General features: G+C 62.9%; 25 protein-coding genes. 13 read left to right on the forward strand and 12 right to left on the reverse strand.

Features of this window, described 5'->3' with window-relative positions:
- Positions 1 to 7: 7 nt before the first annotated feature.
- From mutY to ftsY, 3 genes are read right to left on the reverse strand one after another with little or no spacing between them, the layout of a single operon-like run.
- The gene (gene mutY, locus V7M64_RS16030) at positions 8 to 1057 is read right to left on the reverse strand and encodes an A/G-specific adenine glycosylase (protein ID WP_333680431.1); all 1050 of its coding nucleotides are present in this window, start codon (positions 1055 to 1057) and stop codon (positions 8 to 10) included.
- Entirely contained in the window at positions 1054 to 2139 is a 1086-nt protein-coding gene (locus V7M64_RS16035) for a membrane assembly protein AsmA (protein WP_333680433.1), read from the reverse strand. The genes mutY and V7M64_RS16035 overlap by 4 nt, the downstream gene beginning before the upstream one ends.
- Position 2140: 1 nt before the next feature.
- The gene (gene ftsY / locus V7M64_RS16040) at positions 2141 to 3217 is read right to left on the reverse strand and encodes a signal recognition particle-docking protein FtsY (RefSeq protein ID WP_333680434.1); all 1077 of its coding nucleotides are present in this window, start codon (positions 3215 to 3217) and stop codon (positions 2141 to 2143) included.
- Positions 3218 to 3559: 342 nt separating this feature from the next.
- Between ftsY and rsmD the strand changes: the two genes are divergently transcribed.
- From rsmD to V7M64_RS16080, 8 genes are all read left to right on the forward strand, one after another.
- A complete protein-coding gene (rsmD, locus tag V7M64_RS16045; RefSeq protein WP_333680435.1) occupies positions 3560 to 4135 on the forward strand; it encodes a 16S rRNA (guanine(966)-N(2))-methyltransferase RsmD in 576 nt (191 codons plus the stop codon).
- Between the two features lie 34 nt (positions 4136 to 4169).
- Positions 4170 to 4697: a pantetheine-phosphate adenylyltransferase gene (coaD, locus tag V7M64_RS16050; protein ID WP_333680471.1), complete on the forward strand. Its 528-nt coding sequence runs from the start codon at positions 4170 to 4172 to the stop codon at positions 4695 to 4697.
- Complete coding sequence (locus V7M64_RS16055; protein WP_333680436.1) at positions 4690 to 5199, forward strand: hypothetical protein; 510 nt, start codon at positions 4690 to 4692, stop codon at positions 5197 to 5199. The genes coaD and V7M64_RS16055 overlap by 8 nt, the downstream gene beginning before the upstream one ends.
- Positions 5200 to 5344: 145 nt before the next feature.
- Positions 5345 to 5599 (forward strand): YfhL family 4Fe-4S dicluster ferredoxin, encoded by a 255-nt coding sequence (locus V7M64_RS16060; RefSeq protein WP_126686874.1) that lies wholly within the window; start codon positions 5345 to 5347, stop codon positions 5597 to 5599.
- Positions 5596 to 7311, forward strand: coding sequence for a gamma-glutamyltransferase (gene ggt, locus V7M64_RS16065; RefSeq protein ID WP_333680440.1), 1716 nt, complete (start codon positions 5596 to 5598; stop codon positions 7309 to 7311). The genes V7M64_RS16060 and ggt overlap by 4 nt, the downstream gene beginning before the upstream one ends.
- A gap of 68 nt (positions 7312 to 7379) precedes the next feature.
- Positions 7380 to 8228, forward strand: coding sequence for an MBL fold metallo-hydrolase (locus V7M64_RS16070; RefSeq protein WP_333680442.1), 849 nt, complete (start codon positions 7380 to 7382; stop codon positions 8226 to 8228).
- A 27-nt stretch (positions 8229 to 8255) separates the two neighbouring features.
- Positions 8256 to 9302 (forward strand): TMEM43 family protein, encoded by a 1047-nt coding sequence (locus V7M64_RS16075; protein ID WP_333680443.1) that lies wholly within the window; start codon positions 8256 to 8258, stop codon positions 9300 to 9302.
- A gap of 675 nt (positions 9303 to 9977) precedes the next feature.
- A complete protein-coding gene (locus V7M64_RS16080; RefSeq protein ID WP_333680444.1) occupies positions 9978 to 10502 on the forward strand; it encodes a hypothetical protein in 525 nt (174 codons plus the stop codon).
- A gap of 58 nt (positions 10503 to 10560) precedes the next feature.
- Here V7M64_RS16080 and V7M64_RS16085 read toward each other — a convergent pair whose 3' ends face one another.
- The 3 genes from V7M64_RS16085 to V7M64_RS16095 are packed head-to-tail and all read right to left on the reverse strand — an operon-like array spanning position 10561 to position 12614.
- Positions 10561 to 11127: an NUDIX hydrolase gene (locus V7M64_RS16085; RefSeq protein ID WP_333680446.1), complete on the reverse strand. Its 567-nt coding sequence runs from the start codon at positions 11125 to 11127 to the stop codon at positions 10561 to 10563.
- 16 nt (positions 11128 to 11143) lie between these two features.
- Positions 11144 to 12073: a 5'-3' exonuclease H3TH domain-containing protein gene (locus V7M64_RS16090; protein ID WP_333680448.1), complete on the reverse strand. Its 930-nt coding sequence runs from the start codon at positions 12071 to 12073 to the stop codon at positions 11144 to 11146.
- Positions 12045 to 12614: a nitroreductase gene (locus V7M64_RS16095; RefSeq protein WP_333680450.1), complete on the reverse strand. Its 570-nt coding sequence runs from the start codon at positions 12612 to 12614 to the stop codon at positions 12045 to 12047. The genes V7M64_RS16090 and V7M64_RS16095 overlap by 29 nt, the downstream gene beginning before the upstream one ends.
- A 128-nt stretch (positions 12615 to 12742) precedes the next feature.
- On the opposite strand from V7M64_RS16095, the gene V7M64_RS16100 reads away from it, so the two are divergent.
- Positions 12743 to 13654 carry an alpha/beta hydrolase gene (locus V7M64_RS16100; protein ID WP_333680452.1) on the forward strand — a complete coding sequence of 304 codons (912 nt, stop codon included), beginning with the start codon at positions 12743 to 12745 and terminating at the stop codon, positions 13652 to 13654.
- A 58-nt stretch (positions 13655 to 13712) separates the two neighbouring features.
- On the opposite strand, the gene cdd is transcribed toward V7M64_RS16100, so the two are convergent.
- Positions 13713 to 14132, reverse strand: coding sequence for a cytidine deaminase (cdd, locus tag V7M64_RS16105; RefSeq protein ID WP_333680453.1), 420 nt, complete (start codon positions 14130 to 14132; stop codon positions 13713 to 13715).
- A gap of 148 nt (positions 14133 to 14280) precedes the next feature.
- Here cdd and V7M64_RS16110 point away from each other — a divergent pair, with 148 nt between their 5' ends.
- Positions 14281 to 15378: an NAD(P) transhydrogenase subunit alpha gene (locus V7M64_RS16110; RefSeq protein ID WP_333680454.1), complete on the forward strand. Its 1098-nt coding sequence runs from the start codon at positions 14281 to 14283 to the stop codon at positions 15376 to 15378.
- A gap of 30 nt (positions 15379 to 15408) precedes the next feature.
- On the opposite strand, the gene V7M64_RS16115 is transcribed toward V7M64_RS16110, so the two are convergent.
- The 3 genes from V7M64_RS16115 to V7M64_RS16125 all read right to left on the reverse strand — a co-directional run bounded on the left by V7M64_RS16115 (position 15409) and on the right by V7M64_RS16125 (position 16889).
- Entirely contained in the window at positions 15409 to 15822 is a 414-nt protein-coding gene (locus tag V7M64_RS16115) for a DUF3106 domain-containing protein (RefSeq protein WP_333680456.1), read from the reverse strand.
- Between the two features lie 105 nt (positions 15823 to 15927).
- Complete coding sequence (locus V7M64_RS16120; RefSeq protein WP_333680458.1) at positions 15928 to 16305, reverse strand: hypothetical protein; 378 nt, start codon at positions 16303 to 16305, stop codon at positions 15928 to 15930.
- A complete protein-coding gene (locus V7M64_RS16125) occupies positions 16302 to 16889 on the reverse strand; it encodes an RNA polymerase sigma factor (protein WP_333680460.1) in 588 nt (195 codons plus the stop codon). Before V7M64_RS16125 ends, V7M64_RS16120 begins: the two co-directional genes overlap by 4 nt.
- A 195-nt stretch (positions 16890 to 17084) precedes the next feature.
- On the opposite strand from V7M64_RS16125, the gene V7M64_RS16130 reads away from it, so the two are divergent.
- Together V7M64_RS16130 and V7M64_RS16135 are read left to right on the forward strand one after the other, a co-directional pair.
- Entirely contained in the window at positions 17085 to 17393 is a 309-nt protein-coding gene (locus V7M64_RS16130; protein WP_333680462.1) for an NAD(P) transhydrogenase subunit alpha, read from the forward strand.
- Positions 17393 to 18856, forward strand: coding sequence for an NAD(P)(+) transhydrogenase (Re/Si-specific) subunit beta (locus tag V7M64_RS16135; protein ID WP_333680464.1), 1464 nt, complete (start codon positions 17393 to 17395; stop codon positions 18854 to 18856). Before V7M64_RS16130 ends, V7M64_RS16135 begins: the two co-directional genes overlap by 1 nt.
- Before the next feature lie 58 nt (positions 18857 to 18914).
- Here V7M64_RS16135 and V7M64_RS16140 read toward each other — a convergent pair whose 3' ends face one another.
- Positions 18915 to 19352 carry a hypothetical protein gene (locus V7M64_RS16140; protein WP_333680466.1) on the reverse strand — a complete coding sequence of 146 codons (438 nt, stop codon included), beginning with the start codon at positions 19350 to 19352 and terminating at the stop codon, positions 18915 to 18917.
- Positions 19353 to 19567: 215 nt separating this feature from the next.
- Here V7M64_RS16140 and sufT point away from each other — a divergent pair, with 215 nt between their 5' ends.
- Entirely contained in the window at positions 19568 to 20125 is a 558-nt protein-coding gene (sufT, locus tag V7M64_RS16145; RefSeq protein WP_333680468.1) for a putative Fe-S cluster assembly protein SufT, read from the forward strand.
- 419 nt (positions 20126 to 20544) lie between these two features.
- Here sufT and V7M64_RS16150 read toward each other — a convergent pair.
- The coding region (locus tag V7M64_RS16150) for a carboxymuconolactone decarboxylase family protein (RefSeq protein WP_333680469.1) at positions 20545 to 20979 on the reverse strand (435 nt) is incomplete at its 5' end.

The raw sequence follows: 20979 nt of genomic DNA on the forward strand, positions 1-20979 counted from the left end.
TTTGGTTTTACGACACAGTGGATTCGGGCAATGCCATCAGCAACGAACGCACTGGCGCGGGCAGCCCGAGTGCTGATAGCTCGCTGACGGTGCACCAGCGCAGGTCGGCATTATCGGCGATGGCGTGCGCGGCTGTCGCACCGTCGAACAGCAGCGGCTGGATCCGCAGGCGATAGTGGCTGAAGACGTGCACGAAGGGCATGAGTGGTTGTGCGTCGTCGATGCGTGCATGACGTTGCGCCTCGCGCCAGGCGTCGTCGGTGCCGTCGGCTTCCGGCAGGCTCCACAGGCCGGACCACACGCCTTGCGCACCACGCCGCTGCAATAGCACGCGGCCATCGGCATTGCGCAGGATCAACATGGTCGTGCTGCGGGTGGGGATGGTCTTGCCCGGTTTGGGTGTGGGAAGTTGTGCGGTGAGATGGTCGCGATGGGCGATGCAATCGCTTCGCATGGGGCACATGGCGCACAGCGGACGCGTGCGCACGCAGACGGTTGCGCCCAGGTCCATGATCGCCTGCGTGTAGTCGGCTGTGCGCTCGCCCGGCGTGTGCGTGTCGGCGTGCTGCCAGAGCTGTTTCTCGACCTCACGCTCACTCGGATGTCCCGCGATGCCGTGATAGCGCGTAAGCACGCGTTTCACGTTGCCATCGAGGATAGGGAAACGCAGCCCATAAGCCTGCGCCAGGATGGCGCCGGCGGTGGAGCGGCCGATGCCGGGCAGCGCTGCCAGCTCGTCGAAATCGCGTGGCAGTTCGCCACCGTGCTGTTCCGCGCACACTTGCGCAGCACGATGCAGAAAGCGAGCGCGACGGTAGTAGCCAAGGCCAGACCACAACGCGAGCACCGTGTCTTCGTCCGCTGCGGCGAGATCGTGCAAGGTGGGCAGTTGCGTTACGAAGCGCTGAAAATAAGGGATGACCGTGACCACCTGCGTTTGCTGCAGCATGATTTCCGACAGCCATACGCGATAGGCATCGCGCGGGTGTTGCCAGGGCAGGTCGTGGCGGCCGTGGCGATCAAACCAGGCGAGCAGGGCGGATGCGAAGGGAGTCACTGCGGTCGTGGCTCTACGGGAATGGTGGCGGCGGGCGGCGCGGTGCTTTCCGCCGCGACGGGGACGGCATCGCCGGTTTGCACGCTCAGCCCTTCGATGTGCATGTTGCCAACATCGAGCGTGGCCATGTCGACCTGCCCGTTGCCGGGCGGCGTGGACAATTTGGGCTCCTGCGAACTGGCCAGCTGGTTCCACCATTGCGCAAGCGCGAGCGGCGGCAGTTCGAGGTCGATATGGTTGCCGGTGCCAAGCAATGTCAGATGCAGCAGCAAGGGTTTGCCGTGCGCAGGCGGCGCAAGCATCACGGCAGCATCGTAGTCGCCTTGTTCGGCGAGATGAAATTTGCCTTGCAGTTGCATGGATGCATTCGATGAACCTGTCCAGTAGGCGTGGCCGGCCAGGTGCAAGGTAGTGGCGCTGTTGTCGGCGACCTGGATGTTGATGGAATCGAGTTTCAGTGCGCCGTCGGCAATGTTCGGCACACTGGAGAGTTGCCATCGCAGCGGCGTGCCGTCGGTTTCCTTGGCGGATAGATTGATCCAGAAGGCCTGCCCGGGCGCGAGGCGGCCGGTGTCGAGCGATACATCGCTCAACCATTCGCTGTTGTTCTGCACCACGCTGCCGTTGCGAATGCGTACGCCGGTGGCGATGCGCGGGATTTCTTCCGGCACCGTCGCCGATTGCGGCGGCAGGTTCATCAGCCACGCTTGCAACGCATCGAGATCGACGCGGGGTGAATTGATCTGCATGCGCGAGATCACTACTTCGCGGCCGAACACGGTGCGCCATGGCAGCACCAACCGGCCATTGGCGGCAAGCAGAATCGGCATGGCGTTGGGGCCGGCGCCGCTTGCCGTAAGCGTGATGCCTTCCAGTTGCAGGGCAGGACGCGGAAACAGCGTGGGGCTGGCCGGGCTGGACAGGGTGAGCTGCAGGCCGACTTCGTGCGCCTGCCGTTGGAGCATCGCGGTGAATCGATCGGGCTGCAGCAGCAGATACAGCGCCACCAGCACCACCAGCATGATGCCGCCGGCGATGCTGGCGAGGGTAATCAGCAGCCATCGCAGTGGGCGCGGGAGCATCCTAGGCTCGAGCAAATTCTGCGGGCAGCAAGCCGTCGACGTAGGCATCCGCATCGAACACGCGCAGGTCCGTGGCGGTTTCGCCCAGGCCGACAAAACGGATCGGCAAGCCGAATTCACGCGCCAGCGCGAACACCACGCCGCCCTTGGCCGTGCCGTCGAGCTTGGTCACCACCAAGCCCGTCACACCCACGATCTGACGGAACTGGCGCACCTGGTTGACGGCGTTCTGGCCGGTGGTGCCGTCGATCACCATCAATACTTCGTGTGGCGCATCGGTATCGAGCTTCTTGAGCACGCGGGCGATCTTGCCCAGTTCGTCCATCAAGCCGCCTTGCGTGTGCAGGCGACCGGCGGTGTCGGCGATGAGCACGTCGGCGTTGCGCGACCGCGCCGCTTGCAAGGCATCGAAGATGACACTGGCGGCGTCGGCGTCCTGGCCCTGCGAAATTACCGGCACCTGGTTGCGTTCGCCCCAGGTCTTGAGCTGCTCCACCGCGGCGGCGCGGAAGGTATCGCCGGCGGCGAGCAATACCTGGTGTTGCTCATCGCGCCAGCGGCGGGCCAGTTTGCCGATCGTGGTGGTCTTGCCCGCGCCGTTGATGCCGACGATCAGCACCACGAACGGTTTGCGACCGGCGACTTCCAGCGGCTTCTGCACCGGCTTGAGCAGCGCAACCAGTTCTTGGCGCAGCGCCTGCAGCAGGGCGTTGGCGTCGGCGAACTCGCGCTTGTGCATGCGCTTGCGCAGGTTTTCCACCAGCGAGGTGCTGGCTTCGATACCCACGTCGGCAGTGATCAGCGTGGTTTCCAGTTCGTCCAGCAGGCTGTCGTCCAGCTTGGGATTGCGGGAGAACAGCGAGGAGAGTCCGCGCGCAAAGGTGCTGCCTGACAGGCGTTCGCGCCAGCTGCGCCTGGCCGGTGCCGCTTCGGCCCCCGGTTCGACGGGGAGGGCGATTTCCGCCACGGGTGTTACCGGCTCGGATGCCTGCACTTCTTCGGCGGGCGCCTGCGGGATCACATCCTCGTTTTCCCCGGCCCCCTGGTCGGCGGCCTTCTTTTTCCAGAACTTGAGCATGAGAGGCGTGCTTCAAAGACAATATGGTGGGGATGCTCTAACCGATTTTGCGTGGGTGGCATGATGCCCAGAAGGCCCGCAGGTTGTGCTGCGCGGCGCAGGGAAGGCTGGTTGCCTTGTCAAGCCGCGCGGCGCAGCATGCGGGCCTTCCGGGCATTACCCTTCGGGCCGGCCCTGTCTGTTCGCATCTCTTCGGTCCATCGTCCCGACAGACAACCAGTCTGCCTTCGTCGATGGCCCTGTGATCTGCGAACAGACAGGGCCGGTGACACCCACGCAAAATCGGTTAGAGCATTCCATGCTAACACCCCGACCCGTACTGTCCGCTGAGGGCGCCCGCGCATGAAGGCCGCGCCTGGTCGAATCCGCATCATCGGCGGCAATCTACGCAATTCGCGCCTGAACGTGCCCGATCTTCCAGGCTTGCGGCCGACGCCGGAGCGTGTGCGCGAAACCCTGTTCAACTGGCTGGCGCCAACCCTTGCGGGCGTGCGGGCGCTGGATCTGTGCGCGGGCACCGGCGCGCTCGGCATCGAGGCGCTCTCGCGTGGTGCGGCCGCCGTGCAGTTCGTGGAGCCGGAGCGCGCCGTGGCCGAAGCGCTGCGTGGCAACCTTGCCCGGTTGAAGACGGAAGGCGCGAACGTGGCGGCGGTGGACGCCATGCATTTCCTGCGCGGCACACCACGGGCGTTCGGGTTGGCGTTTCTCGATCCGCCGTTCGCATTGCAGCTGTGGACGCCGCTGGCGCAGCAACTGGAGCAGGGCGGCTGGCTGGCGGAGGCCGCGCAGATTTATGTCGAATCGCCGCGCGGCCACGTGCTGTCATTGCCCCCGAACTGGGTGCAGCATCGGGAAGGACGTGCCGGCGATGTGCACTACGCGCTCTATCGCCGCTCGCAAGGCGTTCCGCTAAGCTAATGCTTTCCCTGCCCGCCCTGCCTTCTAAGTGAACCTGCCGTCGGTCAACAAGCGTCTCGCCGTCTATCCGGGCACCTTCGACCCGATTACCAACGGCCATGCGGATCTCGTCGCGCGCGCAGCGCCCCTGTTCGAACGTATCGTGGTGGCGGTGGCCGAAAGCTCGAACAAGGGGCCCGGCTTCTCGCTGCAGGAGCGCATCACGCTGGCGCGCCTGGCGCTGGCGGATCTGCCGAACGTGGAAGTGCGCGGCTTCGATTGCCTGCTGGCCCAGTTGGTCAGCGAACTTGGCGCCGGAGTCATCATTCGCGGTTTGCGTGCCGTGTCGGATTTCGAATACGAATTCCAGCTGGCGAGCATGAACCGCCATCTTATTCCGCAGGCCGAGACGCTATTCTTGACACCGGCCGAGCAGTACAGCTTCATTTCTTCCTCACTGGTACGCGAAATCGGCCGCCTCGGCGGCGATATTTCCGGTTTCGTGCATCCCGCAGTCCAACAGGCCATGCGGCAGCGCTGGCAAAAAAAGCAACCCGAAACCGAAGGGGACAACTATGCGTAAACTCACTCTCATCGCCAGCGCCCTTGCATTGACTGGCTGCCTGGCACTGTCCGCATGCAACAACCAGCAGGACAACGGCCAGCAGCAGGCACAGCAGCAGCCGGCCCAGGTGCCCAAGCCCACCGATCCGAACGACACCAAGGCGTGGGGCGCCTACCTCGGCCAGATCGTGCAGAAGAACATGCAGGGCATGACCGCGCCGCAGCCGTACGCCTACATCGTGCCGGCCGGCGATACCGACGAAGCCAAGGATGCACGCGATCGCCAGCTCAGCAACATCCAGGACATCGTGGCTCGCGGCGTGCTGCCGGGTAACCTGCTGGCAATCGGCGGTCCGGATTCGGCCAAGACGGCCGATGTGGTGACCACCGCTTTCAAGGATGCCAAGGCCGGTTCCTTCAAGGGCGTGATCGTGGTCGTGATCGGCGACAAGGCTGACGAGCAGCGCGTGGAAGACGTGCTGAAGCCGACCAACGCGACGATTCGCTACATCGAAATGTAATGCCCTGGCGGCGCGGACTGGGGCGCACCCCCAGCCCGCGCCGCCTGCGCCCAAGCATTGAGATGTTGGGGTGTGCACCCCAGCTTGCAGTGCTATCTCCGCTGCGCCGCTCAAGCTCCCGCCGGCCCATGTAAAATAACCCGGCATGTCCCTCAAGATCCTCGATACCTGCGTCAACTGCGACGTCTGCGAACCCGCCTGCCCTAACAAGGCGATTTCGCTTGGCGAGGAGTTCTACGTCATCGATCCCGCGTTGTGCACCGAATGCGTCGGCCATCACGATGAGCCGCAATGCGTGGTCGTGTGCCCGGTGGAATGCATCATCATCGATCCCGCGCATGCCGAGTCGCGCGAGCAGCTCGAAGACAAATACAAACATCTGATGGAGACCAAGGGATGAAGCTCGCGTTGCGTTGGCATGTGCTGCTGCTAGGTTTTCTATTGGGGACGAGCGGCGCATGTGCCGCCGACCAGTCCACCCCATCCACTCGCGCGGCACCGTTGGCGGAACGTCCCGGCCATGCCGGCATCGCCAGTGCCAACAAGCTGGCTACCGAAGCAGGCTTTGAAGTGCTGGCCAAGGGCGGCAATGCGTTCGATGCGGCGATCGCGGTGGCGTCCACGCTGTCGGTCGTGGAACCGGAAAGCTCCGGCATCGGCGGTGGCTTCATGGCCACCATGTATATCGCCTCCAGCAAGCGCACGGTGTTCATCGACGCGCGCGAAACGGCACCGGCGGCGGTCAATCCGAAGGATTACCTCAACCCGGACGGCACGCCCAATCGCGACACCGCGCTGAAGGGACCGCTGTCGGCCGGCATTCCGGGCGAGCCAGCCGGCCTGGTGTGGCTGGCCACGCACTACGGCAAGCTGCCGCTGTCCGCATCGCTGGCGCCGGCCATCCGCACCGCGCGCGATGGCTTCAAGCCAGACGATCGCCTGCTTGGTGCGATGAAGGAAGAACAGCAAAACCTCGAGCGCTGGCCCGCTTCCGCCGCGAAATTCCTCCCGGGCGGCAAGGTGCCGGCGGCTGGCGAGATCTGGCGGGATCCTGATCAGGCGCATACGTTGGAACAGTTGGCGAACTACGGCGATGCCGGGTTCTACAGCGGCGCAACCGCGCAAAAGCTGATCGATGCCGTGCATGCGGCAGGCGGCAATTGGACGCTGAAGGACCTGGCCACCTACCGGGTGAAGGAGCGCACGCCGATCACCGTCGACTACCGCGGCTACAAGATCATCACCGCACCGCCGCCGTCGTCCGGCGGCGTGGCGATCGCGGAGATCCTCAACATTCTCTCCGGCTTCGATCTCGCCAAGCTGGATCAAGCGCATCGCGCCCACCTGGTGATTGAAGCGATGCGCCGCGCCTTCCGCGATCACAACGATTACCTGGGCGATCCGGATTTCGTGAAGATGCCGCTCAACATGCTGCTGTCGCCGTATTACGCCGATGGTCTGCGCCAGAGCATCCTGCCGGACAAGGCCACGCCCTCATCGATGTTGGCGCCGTCGGGTAGCCAGGATCCAGGCATGCACACCACGCATTTCTCGATCATCGATGCCGATGGCAACATGGTCGCGATCACTTCCACCGTGAACTACCTGCTTGGCTCCACCTTCGTCGCCAAGGGCACCGGTGTGCTGCTCAACGACGAGATGGATGATTTCGCGCTGGTGCCGAACAAGCCCAACGTATACGGCTTGCTGGGAAGCAAGGCCAATGCGCCGGAGCCCGGCAAGCGCATGCTGTCGTCGATGTCGCCGAGCATCGTGATCGGCCCGGATCGCACGGCGGTGATCGGTTCGCCCGGTGGCTCCACCATCATCACGCAGGTGCTTGAAGGCATCCTCGCCTTTATCGATGGCGGCGATGCGCATCAGATCGTTGCGACGAAGCGCTTCCATCATCAATTCATGCCGGATGTCGTGATGGTCGAGCCCGGTGTTTTCGATGCAGCGACCACGAACGCGCTGACGCAGATGGGCTACACCTTCAAGGAGCGCAACCCATGGGGTTTCATGAACGTGGTGATCTGGGACCGGCGCACCAACAAGCTGGATGCGGCGAGCGATCCGCGTCGGGATGATGGGTTGGGCAAGGTGCATTAAGCGCTCATGCGCGTCATTCCGGCGAAGGTCGGAATGACGACAAGGCAAGACCAAGCAGCGGGATAGACATGCAACTGTGGTCCTTGAACGGCAACACGCAAAAACTCGACGGCGGCGCGATGTTCGGCAACGCGCCGAAGGCGATGTGGTCGCGCTGGATCGAGCCGGATGGATCCAATCGCATCCCGCTTGCCTGTCGCTGCCTGCTGGCGAAGGATCTGGAAGGCCGCAACGTGCTGTTCGAAACCGGCATCGGCGCATTCTTCGAGCCGGCATTGCGCGAACGCTACGGCGTGGTGGAAAGCCAGCACGTATTGCTTGAATCGCTCGCGGCCCTGGGACTGTCACACGAAGACATTGACGTGGTGGTGCTTTCGCATCTGCATTTCGACCACGCTGGCGGGTTGCTCGCGGCATGGGAAGAGGGCAAGCCGCCGCAGTTGTTGTTCCCGCATGCGCGCTTCCTGGTCGGGGCGCAGCATTGGCAGCGTGCTTGGAAGCCGCATCCGCGCGATCGTGCTTCCTTCATTCCCGAGTTGCAGCAGCTGTTGCAGGACAGCGGGCGGCTGGAGCTGGAGGCTGGAGAATACTCGCAGACGCTGGGGCGTGCCGTGCGTTTTTCTTTTTCGGATGGCCATACGCCCGGCTTGATGCTGTCCGAAGTGGCCGGCGTGGTGTTTTGCGCCGACCTGATTCCAGGGCGTTCCTGGGTGCACTTGCCCATCACCATGGGTTACGACCGCTATCCGGAAGCGCTCATCGATGAGAAGCGGGCGTTCCTCGAAGACAAGTTCGCGCGCAATGTGCGGCTTTTTTTCACCCACGACCACGCTTGCGCCTTGGCTCGCGTGACACGCGATGAGCGCGGGCGCTATGGTACGACTGACGAACAGCCCGAATTGCGCGGCATCGTCTGAACCCATAGCTACACCACCGGAGGCTCGATGAGCGTCGAGCGTAAGCCAACCTCTATCCGCGAATTGCTGTTGCCTGCACTGGGTGCAGTGCTATTGCTGCTGGGTGCGGGCGTAGGGGCGGTGGTCGAACGCGGACAGCTCGACTACAGCGCGCAGATGAAACGCCATGGCGGCGACGTGCTGGACTTGGGTACTCGCGGCCTTCCCGATGCCAGCATGCAGGGTTTCATGGTGCGCGTGGTGGGTCCCTTGCAGGTGGTGGAAGCGCCGCTCGATCAACAGTTCAATCAGCAGACCGATCGGCCGGTGCTGATTCGCCACGTGCAAATGTTCCAGTGGCGCGAACTTCGTTATGGTGGCCAGCCAACCTATGAGCAGGATTGGCAGGATCATCCCATCGACTCCAGCCATTTCGTGCATCCGGAAGGCCACACCAACCCAAGCAAGATGCCAATCGACGGGGCGCAATTCGATGCGGGCCTGGTGCGCTTGAACAATTTCACGCTTGCCCCGGCCCTCGTGCGCGCCTTGGTTGGCAGCGAACCGGTGAAGCCGGACCTGCGCCGTTTGCCAAGTAATCTTGCCGCGAGCTTCAGTCTCTATAACGGCGGTCTGGTCACCAGCCCTGAACCTTCGCGTCCGCAAATTGGCGATCTGCGCGTGACGTGGGAAGCCGTGCCGGTGCAGACCGTCACCGTCGTGGCGAAGGTTGAAGGCAACAAGCTGGTGCCGACGGACGATGCTTCCGATGGCGTCGGCTATGCAGTGCAATCGGGCGATGTGCCGTTGTCGGAGATTTTTCCCGATACGCCACTGCCGCCGGAGTATCCAACGTTGCGCCGAGTGCTGGCCGTGTTGCTGGCCATGCTCGGCGCAGCGCTGCTGTTGCGTTGGCACTACCGGCGCATCGACCCGATTCTTGCGCCGGCCATTGCCGTGCTGGTGGTTGGCGCCGTCGACGCGGTGCTGTGGCTCGGCAACGACAACGCAGCAGCGGCAGCGTGGTTTGGCGTGGCGGTAGTCGGCGCAGCATTGGCGTTCTGGCGGGTGCGTGCCCTGAAAGCAGCGGCTTAGCGACAAGGCTGGGAAGAAATTCCGGCATCGCCATGCCAAGTAAGCTGGAATTTCATTCCAGTCGCCGGGTTTTCCTTGGAATTCATGATGTTGCGTAAGTCGCGCGGCTCGGGCGTGCGTCCCTGGAAAACGGCCGCTTTTACCCCCTTGCATCTAAGATGGGTTTGGACTACAACGTATATGAACATGTAATTCGCTAATGAACATAGCGCACCGGTGTCGCAAGGAGCGGAATCGACACCGCGGGGAGATGAAAGGGGCACTCACAGACGGGTGCACGGAGTCCCGGCCCAACGAGGCGGCTTGGACCTATGAACCGGACGACAGAGCTGGGTGATAGAGCGAGGCCTGCAGACTTCCCCTGTTTCTCAGTCGGTGCTCGCACGAGCCTGATCATCGACATGCATTTTGGGGGTACCTCAAATGCGCTATGCAAAATGTTTCAAGTTGGTAAGAAATTGGAAGGTGTCGCTCAAGCGCAGTCGCGCCGCGGAGGGTGGTGGCGCGCCGAGCCATCGTTGCAGGAATGCTGCTTTTCAGAGTCATGCCACTTGCTCGCACGAGGAAGAAGGCTCACCAAGGAAGTACACCTGCATCAAAGGCAACAAATCGCCTGGATCGCTCCCGCTATGCCGGGGGAGAAGCATCGGTTACGAGCTGGTCGACCACGCGCGCGTGTTCAGCGAGCTGTCGCATGACGTGGTCCGGCTGATCGACGAAGTCGAACACACCACGTCAAAACTGTTTCCATCGCGCGCGACGGATTACCAGGACGCACAGCATTTTTCGCTGCTGTCCAGCCAGGTTCTCAAGCATGCGCAGCGCGGTTCGGCCACCTGCAAGCACATCGACGCGGTCATTGCCGACAGCGTGGATCGTATTCGCCAAGGCATCATCGTGATGGAGCAGGCGGGTCTGCAAATGCTGCAGATCATCGATTCCGTCATCCAGGCGTCCGAGGTTACCGCCTTCATGGGCAAGCCGGGCCTGGCGGCTGCCCAACCGCTTGATACGTCTGGCACGTATGGAGAAGACGAGTACCGTGATCTGCTGCTGCAGGAGAACGTACTGGCCGTGCAGGATCTCAAGAATTGGTCGCTCGTGCTGAAAAGAAACCTGCAAGCCTTGCGCCTGTCCGAACAGGATCAGTGCGATTGCGCGGTACAGCAGCCCAGCCACGGCACCAAGGGGGTGGCATAACGCGAATTGAAATGGCTTGCGAGGGCTTCCTCCCCTGTTCGCAGGGGAGGAAGGAGGTTCAGCCGAACGATTCCGCATGCTCGATCAACCACAAGCCTGCAAACAGCTTCGGATCGATCGAGTAGCCGTCTTTCGCACGCGCTACCAACCATGCACCTGCTTCACGGCGGGAAATTTCGTGCACGACGATGTTCTCGGTGACGTCGCCACCGCCATCGCTCACCTTGACCAGGTCGTGGGCACGCACGAACGCGATGATCTCGTTGCTCATGCCGGCGGACGAAGGGCCTTCGTGCACGAAGCTGACGCGGCTGCAGCGATAACCGGTTTCTTCTTCCAGTTCGCGTTGCGCGGCGAGCAGTGCGCCTTCGTGCTCTTGATCGGCCAGGTCGCCGACCAGGCCAGCCGGCATTTCGATAGTGAACTGCTGGATGGCCACGCGGTACTGCTCCACGAACAGCACCTTGTCTTCCGGCGTGACGGCAAGAATGATCACCGCGCCGCCGGGATTATTGCGTTCGGCGTATTCCCAGCGGCCACGGCGGCGCAGTCGTAGCCAGCGCCCTTGATACAGCGTTTCGGCGGAAGCGTTGGCGTCTTCGGGTTTGCGGCTGATGTCGTTCATATCGGTCTCGAAAAGCTCAGGCGCCATTGAGCGCGCGCAAGCGACTGCGCGTCAGCGGGCCGAAGCGCAATTGTTCGCACAAGGCTTCGAGCGTGGTGGTGGTGCGCACGCGAACCAATGTCTCCACGCCGCCTTCGAAAGGTGCCTCCAGCGCAATGCGCGTAAGGCGGCGATACAGTCTCGCCGCTTCGGCGTGTTCGCGCAGTTTTGCCGCGCAGCTCGCCGCACCGCGCAGGCGCAGGAACGGCACCTCGTCCACGCGATCGAGCAAGGCATCCAGGCTGCCAAAGTGTGCGAGCAGCGCGGCGGCGGTTTTTGCGCCAATGCCCGGCACGCCGGGAATGTTATCTACGGCGTCGCCGCACAGTGCCAGGAAATCGGCGACCTGCTCCGGATGCACGCCCAGCCGTTCGAATACGCCGGCAGGACCCCAGCGCAGGTTGCGCGCGTAGTCCCATTGCTCATCGTGCTCGCCGAGCAACTGGCCGAAATCCTTGTCTGCCGAAACGATCACGCTGCGAAAACCGTGCGCGCGCAAACCCCATAGCGTGCTGCCGATCAGGTCGTCCGCTTCGAAGCTGTGATCGATCATCACGCGAATGCCAAGCGCTTCGGTGACGGCGCGGCACAGGACGAACTGCCGTTCCAGATCGGGTGGCGGCAACTCGCGGTTCGCCTTGTACGCCGGATAGATTGCGTTGCGAAACGAAGTAGTGAGCGAGGCATCGAACGCCACCGCCAGATGCGAGGGATCTTCGCGCTCCAGCACTTCGCACAGGAACCGCGTGAAGCCATGCACCGCATTGACGGGATGGCCGTCGACGTCGTGAAACTCGTCCGGCATCGAATGCCAGGCACGGAACACATACAGGCTGCCGTCGATCAGGTGCGCGGTAGGCAGGTGGGAGCGCACGTGCTCAGCCCATCCATTCGGTAAGCAGGCCATCGAGCGCGGGACGATCGCGATCGGGAATGTCGGCTTGCGGCGTACCGATGTGCACGAAGCCGATCACGCACTCGTTCTTTGCCAGGCCTAGCAGTGCGGCCACTTCCCCATCGTAGGCGGCCCAACCGGTCAGCCACTGTGCGCCGAAGCCCAGTGCATACGCACCTTGCAGGATGTTGTAAGCCACGTTGCCGGCGCACAGCTTCTGCTCGATCTCCGGAATGCCGCTGTCATGGTCGATGCGTGCGATCACCACCATCACCAGCGGGGCAAAGGTGTAGCGGAAGCGTTCTTTTTCGCGCTTGGATTCAGGCAGGTCAGGATCGCGGCGAATGGCGCGTTCGGCCAGCGAAGCGCCGAATTTCAGCTTGGCCTCGCCGCGCAGGCTGATAAGTCGGAACGGCACGAGCTTGCCGTGATCCGGCACGCGAATGGCCGCTTCGAGCAAAGTGCGCAAGGTGGCTGCATCGGGCCCAGGTTCGCTGAGTTGGCGCGAGGGCGCGGAATGGCGTTGCTGCAGCAGGGAGAGTGCGTCGAGCATGAGCGGGAGGGAATGGGAAAACGCTTATCCTACAACCGTCTGCGGTCGGTCACGATGCCTTTCAGTCACGCAGACACCCATGGGGCCCAGGGCATCCGATCCGCGCACCCGTCTTAGGAGTGCGCTGTATGAAGCTGTTGCAAGGCTTGGCCGTGACCTTGATGGTGGCGCTGGCGCCGGTCGTGTACGCAAGCGAGGCGGCCACGATGGGCAGGGGCTTGGGCGAAGGCTATGTCAACACTGACAACGGCGCACGCATCCATTATCTGCAAGCCGGGCAGGATAGTGCGGCCCCGGCATTGGTGCTGATTCCCGGCTGGACGCTGACGGCCTCGTTATGGCGCGAGCAACTGCAGCGATTTTCCGATCACCGCCGTGTCATCGCGGTGGATTCGCGCTCACAAGGTGCGTCGTCGATCATGCTGACCGGCAATACGCCGGAGCGCCGCGCGCAGGATCTGCACGAATTGCTTGCATCCTTGCACGTCGACCGATGTGTGCTGGTGGGTTGGTCTCAAGGCGCGCAGGATGTCGCTGCCTATGTGCAGCAGTTCGGCACTGCTTCGCTGGCGGGTATCGTGTTCGTGGATTCGCCGGTGTCTGCCGGCAACAACGAGCTGGACCTGCGCAAGGCGTTCAGCAAGGCCATTCTCACCGCCCTGTCGCGCTATGCGGCCGATCCGGCCGACTACAGCGCCGGCATGGTGCGTTCCATTTTCCTGCATCCGCCCGCCGACATCGACGCGGTAATCAAGCAAGCACAACGCACGCCACCGGCGGTGGGCGCGGCCATGCTGGTGTCGGATATTTTTGGTGCCGATCGTCGGCCGGCCTTGCAGAAAATCGATCGCCCGGCGCTGGTGATTGCTTCGGCCAGTTCACCGTTGCTCGATGCGCAGAGGCAAATGGCCGAAAGCATCCGCGGTGCCGTTTTCATCACGCTGCCGAATACGCGTCATGCCCTTTTCGTGGATGAACCCAAGGCGTTCGATGGTGCGTTGGCTTTATTGCTGCGCGCGGCAGATTCAACACGGATGTAAGTGGAGGTGACATTCCGGCATCTGCAACCCGATGCAACGCCGGGATGCTCATCCATCACTATGCAGTGGCGGCAGGAGCCAGGTGGAATCCATCGGGCAATAAGGCTTCCACCGTCGTCTGCCACGTGGCGCCGGCCGTGTTGGCCAGCAGCACCGGCATGTCGGCATGGCACAGTTCGGCCATCACCTGGCGACAGGAGCCGCAGGGGCTCACGGGTTCGGGCGTGTCGGCGATGACGGCCATGGCACTGAAATCACCGGGTCGGTAGCCGGCCGCCAACGCGCTGAAGAGCGCGGTGCGTTCGGCGCAATTGCACAGGCCGTAGGCTGCGTTTTCCACGTTGCAGCCGGGAAACACCAGGCCATCCTTGGTCTGCAAGGCGGCGCCGACCTGGAAGCGCGAGTAGGGCGCATAGGCCAGGTCGCGCGCGCTGCGGGCAAGCTCCAACAGCGTGCTGCCGTCGATCTGCTCGAACACCAGGAATTCCTCGCTGCTCGTATATGGTTTGGCGGAGCGTAACCCAACTTCTTGGCCAGGGCATTGCCGGGTGCGCTCCGCCGACTCCGCCTACGAGTTAACCCACGCTTCCGCTACGATGGGAAAACTCATCCGCAGGAGATGGCCGATGTCGATCACCGTGTCCGCATTGCGCGAAACCGCTGCCGGCGAACGCCGCGTAGCGATCACGCCGGAAGTGGCAAAGAAACTGCGCGGCAAGGGGCTGCGCGTGCTGCTCGAACATGATGCGGGCAACGCGGCGGGCTTTCCGGATGCAAGCTATGCGGATGTCGAGTTTGCGGATCGCGCACAAGTGCTGGCCCAGGCTGATCTGCTGGCCTGCGTGCTGCCTCCTGACGACGCGCTCGCTGGTTTGCGTGAAGGCGCCATCGTCGTCGGTCAACTGCGTCCGCATGGTGCGGCAGCGCGCGTCGCGGCACTCGCCCAGAAAAAGCTGACCGCCTTTGCGCTGGAACTGCTGCCACGCAACACACGCGCGCAGGCCATGGATGTGCTGAGTTCGCAAGCCGCCGTCGCCGGCTACCGCGCCATGCTGATAGCCGCCGAAAATGCGCCGAAATTCTTCCCCATGCTGACCACGGCGGCGGGCACCATTCGGCCGTCGCGCGTCCTGGTCATCGGCGCAGGCGTGGCCGGTTTGCAGGCGATTGCCACGGCGCGCCGGCTTGGCGCGCAGATCGAAGGCTACGACGTGCGGCCTGAGACGCGTGAGCAGGTCGAATCGTTAGGTGCGAAATTCCTGGAACTGGGTATAAGCGCGGCGGGCAGCGGCGGTTATGCGCGCGAGCTCACCGCCGAAGAGCGCACAGCACAACAGCACGCGCTGGCAGAGCACTTGAAGGTTTTCGATACGGTAGTCAGTACGGCGGCGGTGCCGGGACGCGCTGCGCCGAAGATCCTCACCACTGCAATGGTCGAGGGCATGAAGCCCGGCGCCTTGATCGTTGACCTGGCCGCCGAAAGTGGCGGCAATTGCGAACTGACACGCCCCGGCGAGCGTGTGGAACATGGCGGCGTGACGATTCTTGGTCCGCTCAATCTCGCCGCTGGCGCGCCGCTGCATGCCTCGGAAATGTACGCGCGGAATATCTACAACTTCGCGGAGTTACTGATCCGCGATAGCGCCCTGCAACCGGATTTCAGTGACGAGCTGGTGGCGAAGAGTTGCGTAACGCGCCAGGGCGAGATCTTGTTCAGCGCCTGATGAGCAGATGGCGGCGTATGCAGGCCGCCATTAATGCCGACCGCGAGGCATGCCGAAAGCATGCCCCGCGGGCAAGGTGGAGCGCGGCCCCATGTGTTCCAGCCACTGCCGCTTTTGCTCGGGCGATTGCTCCAGCCATCGTCGGCGCAGATCTTCGCGTTGATCGGGCGGTAGCTGTTGATAACGCTTGAAGGCCTCGTGCAACTGCTGCTGTTTTTCGGCCGGCAAGGTGTCGTACAGGTGCTGGTTCTGGCGGGCCTGCTCGCGTTGCTGGGGCGTCATCTGTTGCCAGCGCTGGATGCGTTCACGGATTTCCTGCTGGCGGTCGGGCGGCAGCTTCATCCATTCCTGCGTGCGTTGGATCATGTGCTCCTGGCGCTGCTGCGGCAGCGTCTCCCACTGCGATTGCAGCGGGCCAAGCAGATATTGCTGCTGCGGGCTCAAGCTGCTCCACGGATGAGTGCCCTGTGCGGACGACGGCGCCGCGATCATAAGACCGAACAGAAAAAACAGCAGCGTTGGCAGGTGAACCCTTCGTGGCAGCATGGATCAGCGTCTAGCCTGGTTGCTGTTGTTCGCAGCAAGCCAGCTATAGAAATCGAGGTTTTGATAAAGGCCGGGATCGGCCTTGTCGGCTTCCGGCGGCAGGTATTCGTTGTCCTGTTGCTCGGTGGCCGCCACTTGCTTGGCATCGGGCTGCGGCGAAGGCTGCCAGACCATCAGCGCTGCCAGCGCCATGGCGGCCAATGCGCCCACCGGCAGCAGCACGCGCACGCGGTGATGCGGTGAGGCCTGCACGGCAGCGACTTCCAAGGCGGTACGGCGTGCAGCGCGCAGGCGGCCGGCGGTCGCCGGATCGATGCTTTGGATCGCCTCCTGGTAGCGTGCGCGAGCGCGTTGTTCGAATTGTTTGTCGGACGAGTTCATCGCCACTCCTCCAATTGCTCGCGCAGGTGTTGCATCGCCCGCGAGAGATGTGTTTTTACGCTGCCTTCCGAGCAGCCCATCGCTGTGGCGGTCTCTGCCACGTCCATGCCTTCGAGCACCCGCAGGATGAAGGCTTCGCGCTGCCGCCGCGGCAGTTTCTTCACGGCGGCGGCCATGTCCGCATAGGACTGCTCGCCATGCAGCTTTTCCAATGGATCCGGGCCGGTATCGGCCGGTTCCCAGGCCGGTAGCTCATCGCCGTCATCGTCGTGGCCGCCTCCGAGCCAACCCACCACAATGGAGCGCACCTTGCGACGACGCTGCAAGTCCACGATGCGCCGTCGCAGGATGCCCCAGAACAGCGGTGTCCACTCCTCAGCGGGCTTGCCTCGGTAATGCTTGACCAGGCGAAGCATCGCGTCCTGCACGGCATCCAGCGCATCCTCGCGGTTTCCCAGATGCAGCTCGGCCATGCGGAAGGCCCGCCGTTCCATGCTTGCCAGGAACGCATCCAGGGTGGCGGGTGCTGCCTGACCGTCCCGCGCAAGAAGTTCCGCCTCGAAAACAGCCGAGACGCTGTTCATGGCGCCGTTCTCTGGATCGTCCGGGCGAGCATCCTGAGGCTCCATCTGTTCGACTCTCGCCATCAACGCGCAGCGCCCGCACGGGTTGACTTTACGGGACGCCCGCCGGCCATGCCATGCGGCGCAATGCCATGGATCATGGCGCCCCGCTCACCGTATGATGCGGCGAATGTGACCGATTGGCGGGGGAAGCACATGCTGGACGGGTTCCTGGCGCTTTACATCTTCATGCTGGCCGCGTTCACGGGCTACGAAATCATCGCGCGGGTGCCGGTGATCCTGCACACGCCGTTGATGTCCGGCTCCAATTTCATCCATGGCATTGTGCTGGTTGGCGCCATGATAGCGCTAGGTCATGCACATACATCGTTTGAACTTGCGATCGGGTTTATCGGCGTACTGCTGGGTGCGGGTAATGCCGCGGGTGGTTACGTGGTCACCGAACGCATGCTGGAGATGTTCAAGACCAGCAAGCCCGCTGCGGGCCGCAAGGAGGCCAAGTGATGGCCTGGCCGCAAACGCTGATCGACGCTTGCTACTTCATCGCTGCTCTTCTTTTCATCCTTGGTCTCAAGCGCATGAGTTCGCCGCGCACGGCGCGCGGCGGCATCGTGTGGGCTGGTTTCGGCATGCTGTTGGCCGTACTGGCGACCTTGCTGCTGCCGGATATGCAGAACCGCGGCTTGATCGTCGCTGCGGTGCTGATCGGCGTATCCGCCGCGTGGTGGTCCGGCCGGCGGGTGGCAATGACCGCCATGCCGCAGATGGTGGCGCTCTACAACGGTATGGGCGGCGGCGCGGCGGCGGCGATCGGCGCATCGGAACTGGTCAGCCATGCGCAAAATGTTGCGATCGTTGCACCCAACACGTTTCCATTGATGCCGGAAAGCTGGTCGGCACTGCACGGCGCAACCGCCATTGCACCCTTGAGCCCGGTCGCGCTGGCGCTGGGCGTATTGGGTGCGCTGATCGGCTCGGTGAGCTTTTCCGGTTCGTTGATCGCGTTCGCCAAGCTACAGGGCTGGCTGGACAAGCGGTTCGTCTTTGCCGGCCAGCAAGTGGTGAACTTGCTGGTGCTGGCGGGCGCGGTGGTGATCGGGGTGATGCTGGCTACCGGGCACCTCACCATCGCCCTGGTATGTGCGTTCTTCGTGCTGGCGTTGCTGTTCGGCTTGCTGATGACGTTGCCGATCGGTGGCGCCGACATGCCGGTGGTGATTTCGCTCTATAACGCCTTTACCGGCCTGGCGGTGGCGTTCGAAGGCTACGTGCTGCAGAACGAGGCGATGATCATTGCCGGCATGGTGGTCGGCGCAGCCGGCACCTTGCTCACGCAGCTGATGGCGAAGGCGATGAACCGTTCGATCGGCAACGTGCTGTTCGGCAGTTTCGGCGCGGCGGCGGGCGGTGAAGCGCACGCCATCAGCGGCAGCCAGAAACCGATCGAAGCGGCCGACGCGGCGGTGATGATGGCATACGCGGAGCGCGTGGTGATCGTGCCGGGCTACGGCATGGCCGTCGCGCAGGCGCAGCACAAGGTATGGGAGTTTGCTCAGCAATTGATTGCGCGTGGCGTGAAGGTGAAGTTCGCCATCCATCCGGTGGCGGGCCGCATGCCGGGACACATGAACGTATTGCTCGCCGAGGCGGGTGTGCCCTACGACCTGATCGTCGACATGGAAGACATCAATCCGGAATTTCCCGTCACCGACGTGGCCTTGGTGATCGGCGCGAACGACGTGGTCAATCCGGTGGCGAAGACCGATCCGGCCTCACCGATCTACGGCATGCCGATTCTCGACGTGGCGGATGCGAAGCAGGTGATCGTGGTGAAACGCGGCAAGGGCACCGGCTTTGCCGGTATCGAGAACGCGTTGTTCTACGCCGACAATGCACGGATGTTGTATGGCGATGGACAAGCGGCAGCTGGCCAGTTGGTGGCGGCGTTGAAAACGCTGGACGGTTAGGCGCCGCGTAAGCCGGGATGAAATCCCAGCATTGGAAAGGCAAAGACAAGCTGGGATTTCACCCCAGTCTGCGGGACTTCGGCGAACGCATCGCCACCATTGCAGCCACCACGATCCCGGTGAGGCTCCACACGATATCCGGCTTGCTGATGGCAAACCGCATGAAATCCCACAGCATCGAAAAGCCCGCCGTGCGCGCAGCATCGAGCAGGCCGTAATCGGTCATCGCGGAAATATTCACCGTGGTGATCAACACGCGGATGTAAATGCTTGCTATCGCGGTAGCGAGTGCCGCCAATAGCGCGGCATTCCACTTCTTGCCATGCACCCATTGCCGGATCGCGATGCCGAGCAGCCAGCCTGCCGGTATGGCAAGCCAAGGCAGCGGGCGATGCAAGTACACGGTGGGCAGCAACCATACGGCGCCGGCTGCCAGGCCCAGCATGACCGCGCAACACAGGGCGAAGCATTCGCCGACAATCTGGCGCACGGTCATGGGCGGCCACTACGGATGATAGGGAACAAGGTCACGCCGGTCCTGCTGTAAAAGCAAAGCGGGCATCTTAGCGTGACTGGGCCGAAATCACCCCGCTGTCCCTTGAGATTGGGCCGATTCAGCCTGATGTGAAGGACAGGCCCTACCGGAGGCCGGCATAATAGAGGGCCGGATGGCCGCTAGGCGGCTTTCGTCAATGATCTTCAAGAGACGGCATGAGCGGTTTCAGTCTTAGCAGCGAGCCCTTCACCCTGGAACGGGATTGCAACGCAGTCATGGTGCCCCAGGGCGAGAACGTCGTGCTGCCGGCCGGACAGGTGGGCTACATCACGCAGGCGCTTGGCGGCAGTTTTACCGTGTACGTGGAGGGCAACCTGTTCCGCGTCGCCGGCAACGATGCCGATGCGCTGGGCAAGGAACCGCCGCCGCCGTTGCAACTGCCGGACGACGCCACCGATGCTGACGTGGAAGCCCTGGTATGGCAGCAACTGCGCACCGTGTTCGATCCGGAAATTCCGATCAACGTGGTGGAGCTTGGCCTGGTCTACGACGTAAGCCTGGAAACCACCGCACCCGAAGAGCGCAAGGTGTACGTGAAGATGACGCTCACCGCACCGGGCTGCGGCATGGGCGACGTGCTGATCGACGACGCGCGTACCAAGCTTGAATTGATTCCGACGATCAAAGAGGCGGACGTCGACCTGGTGTTCGATCCGCCGTGGAATCACTCGATGATGTCGGAAGTGGCGAAGCTCGAAACCGGCATGTTGTGATGTGGTGAAGCGGGTTGGGTGGGCGCCCATAGCACTAATCGAAGTCGCAACACGGCGAATGCCGCGACAGAACTGAACCGTCGTCCCGGCGAAGGCCCACTGCTGTCAGGCACGGGTTTTGCGAATCCGCAGCAAGATGTGTTTGTTGACGACCAGACTCAAAAAACGCCGCATCCCATAGACCCATCATTCCCGCGAAAGCGCCAATCCATCTTGCGCTGATGCATCTCTGAAAAGGGATCCCCGCTTTCACGGGAATGACACCAGTGTGGGTTGCCGCAGGCGTACATGGAGCTACGTAAATTTTTTGCCGAACAACAGTGAGCGAAGGCCGGACGTAGCGCGAAGCGCGGAGAACGTCCGCATGGACGGCGCCGAAGGGGCAACCCAACGCTCCGAACATGTCGGGTTACGCTTCGCTAACCCAACCTACAGATTTCCAGCACCTTGCGCATGGCCGAGATGGCCCTTGGGAATCCCGCATACGCGCTGCATTGCAGGACGACCTCGCGGATTTCCTGCTCGCTCAAACCGGCGCCAAGCCCAAGCTTCACGTGTGCGGCGAGCGGTTCGTCGCAGCCGCCGAGCGTGGTGATCACTGCGATGGAAACGATCTCGCGGTCCCTGGTATTCAATTGCGGACGCGCGTGCAGCGTGCCATAAACGTACTCGACACCTAACTGCAGCAAATCTGGATGGTGCTGGAACACCTGTTCGAGGTGCTGCGCCACATCCGGCGCCAGTTGGCGAAACAGAGCGTTGCCGCGTTCAAGTGCGGTATCGGCATCATCCAGGCGGTTCATTGTGAAACAAGAAACCCCCGGCATTGCCGGGGTGGCTGGACCAGTTTGACA

Source organism: Dyella sp., assembly GCF_036746095.1.
Classification (GTDB): Bacteria; Pseudomonadota; Gammaproteobacteria; order Xanthomonadales; family Rhodanobacteraceae; genus Dyella_B.

Bases quoted from the DNA above. Each gene is read 5' to 3' on its own strand.
- V7M64_RS16100 (WP_333680452.1), top strand. From the start codon at position 12,743: ATGAAGCTGTTGCAAGGCTTGGCCGTGACCTTGATGGTGGCGCTGGCG.
- ggt (WP_333680440.1), top strand. From the start codon at position 5,596: ATGAAGCTCGCGTTGCGTTGGCATGTGCTGCTGCTAGGTTTTCTATTG.
- sufT (WP_333680468.1), top strand. From the start codon at position 19,568: ATGAGCGGTTTCAGTCTTAGCAGCGAGCCCTTCACCCTGGAACGGGAT.
- V7M64_RS16095 (WP_333680450.1), bottom strand. From the start codon at position 12,614: ATGCTCGACGCACTCTCCCTGCTGCAGCAACGCCATTCCGCGCCCTCG.
- V7M64_RS16135 (WP_333680464.1), top strand. From the start codon at position 17,393: ATGGCCTGGCCGCAAACGCTGATCGACGCTTGCTACTTCATCGCTGCT.
- V7M64_RS16125 (WP_333680460.1), bottom strand. From the start codon at position 16,889: ATGAACAGCGTCTCGGCTGTTTTCGAGGCGGAACTTCTTGCGCGGGAC.
- V7M64_RS16140 (WP_333680466.1), bottom strand. From the start codon at position 19,352: ATGACCGTGCGCCAGATTGTCGGCGAATGCTTCGCCCTGTGTTGCGCG.
- V7M64_RS16110 (WP_333680454.1), top strand. From the start codon at position 14,281: ATGTCGATCACCGTGTCCGCATTGCGCGAAACCGCTGCCGGCGAACGC.
- V7M64_RS16055 (WP_333680436.1), top strand. From the start codon at position 4,690: ATGCGTAAACTCACTCTCATCGCCAGCGCCCTTGCATTGACTGGCTGC.
- ftsY (WP_333680434.1), bottom strand. From the start codon at position 3,217: ATGCTCAAGTTCTGGAAAAAGAAGGCCGCCGACCAGGGGGCCGGGGAA.
- V7M64_RS16090 (WP_333680448.1), bottom strand. From the start codon at position 12,073: ATGGCCTGCTTACCGAATGGATGGGCTGAGCACGTGCGCTCCCACCTG.
- V7M64_RS16070 (WP_333680442.1), top strand. From the start codon at position 7,380: ATGCAACTGTGGTCCTTGAACGGCAACACGCAAAAACTCGACGGCGGC.
- V7M64_RS16120 (WP_333680458.1), bottom strand. From the start codon at position 16,305: ATGAACTCGTCCGACAAACAATTCGAACAACGCGCTCGCGCACGCTAC.
- V7M64_RS16035 (WP_333680433.1), bottom strand. From the start codon at position 2,139: ATGCTCCCGCGCCCACTGCGATGGCTGCTGATTACCCTCGCCAGCATC.
- V7M64_RS16130 (WP_333680462.1), top strand. From the start codon at position 17,085: ATGCTGGACGGGTTCCTGGCGCTTTACATCTTCATGCTGGCCGCGTTC.
- V7M64_RS16085 (WP_333680446.1), bottom strand. From the start codon at position 11,127: ATGAACGACATCAGCCGCAAACCCGAAGACGCCAACGCTTCCGCCGAA.
- rsmD (WP_333680435.1), top strand. From the start codon at position 3,560: ATGAAGGCCGCGCCTGGTCGAATCCGCATCATCGGCGGCAATCTACGC.
- V7M64_RS16060 (WP_126686874.1), top strand. From the start codon at position 5,345: ATGTCCCTCAAGATCCTCGATACCTGCGTCAACTGCGACGTCTGCGAA.
- V7M64_RS16075 (WP_333680443.1), top strand. From the start codon at position 8,256: ATGAGCGTCGAGCGTAAGCCAACCTCTATCCGCGAATTGCTGTTGCCT.